The 1,133-nt window shown below is 43.9% G+C and carries 1 protein-coding gene; it reads left to right on the top strand.

What is annotated here, in order from left to right:
• Window positions 1-988 (top strand): M42 family metallopeptidase (locus PX481_RS17790; RefSeq protein WP_288095261.1); only part of this gene is annotated, 988 nt, incomplete at its 5' end.
• Window positions 989-1,133 lie beyond the last annotated feature (145 nt).

Here is a 1,133-nt window from a genome sequence, read left to right as displayed (position 1 = left end):
TCATTCTCCTAGTGGGATGGAAACGGAAATCGATCGCTTTTTACTAGAACGCTTTCAAGAGTTAGGATTAGAAACATGGCAAGATCAAGCGGGAAATGTCATCGGCAAAATTAGAGGACGAGATTCGACCAAAAAAATTGCTATTACTGGTCATAAAGACGAAATTGGTGCTATTATCAAAGCAATTAATCCCGATGGTACTCTGCAAATTCGCCAACTTGGGGGAGCTTTTCCTTGGATTTACGGAGAGGGAGTGGTGGATATTATCGGTGATAGGGAAACCAGATCGGGAATTCTCTCCTTTGGTTCCCGTCATATTTCCCATCAATCTCCGCAAAAAGTACAGCAGGAAAACACTCCCGTCACCTGGGAATCCGCATGGATAGAGACGAAATTGACTCCAGAAGAATTAGACGCTTGCGGGGTGCGCGTCGGTAGTCGAGTCGTGGTGGGAAAACACCGAAAACAACCCTTGCGACTAAAAGACTACATTGCCAGTTATACCCTTGATAATAAGGCTTCCGTGGCGATTCTTTTAGCATTAGCGGCCAGAGTAATTAACCCCGCGGTGGATATATATCTGGTTGCCTCAGCTAAGGAGGAGGTAGGAGCATTAGGGGCCTTATTTTTTACCGCAAATAACCGCTTAGATGCTTTAATTGCCCTAGAAATCTGTCCCCTCGCTCCTGAATATCCGATTAAGGATGGCAGCACTCCTGTTTTATTGTCTCAGGATGGTTACGGTATCTATGATGAGGAATTAAATCAAGAATTAAGAATAGCGGCCGAAAAGGCGGGAATACCGCTGCAATTAGCCATTATTAGTGGTTTTGGTAGCGATGCCTCCATCGCCATGAAATTCGGTCATATAGCTAAGGCCGCTTGCTTAGGTTTTCCCACCCAAAACACCCACGGTTATGAAATCGCCCATTTAGGAGCCATAGCTAACTGCATTAGCATATTAGAAGTTTATTGTCAACTAATTTAGCTATTTTTCAGCAATTCCAAATTCAAACGGTAGTGTAGGATACAGAATTGATTTCGCTTCTGTCCCTCAAAATAGAGTGAACGAGTTGCCCATTGGGTTTTGCAGGAATGGAAGTCCAAGATTTGAGTTTTATAGGGATGCTGAG

It is taken from the genome of Microcystis sp. M53603_WE2 (assembly GCF_030065435.1).
This window is presented reverse-complemented; position numbering and strand designations above follow the sequence as displayed.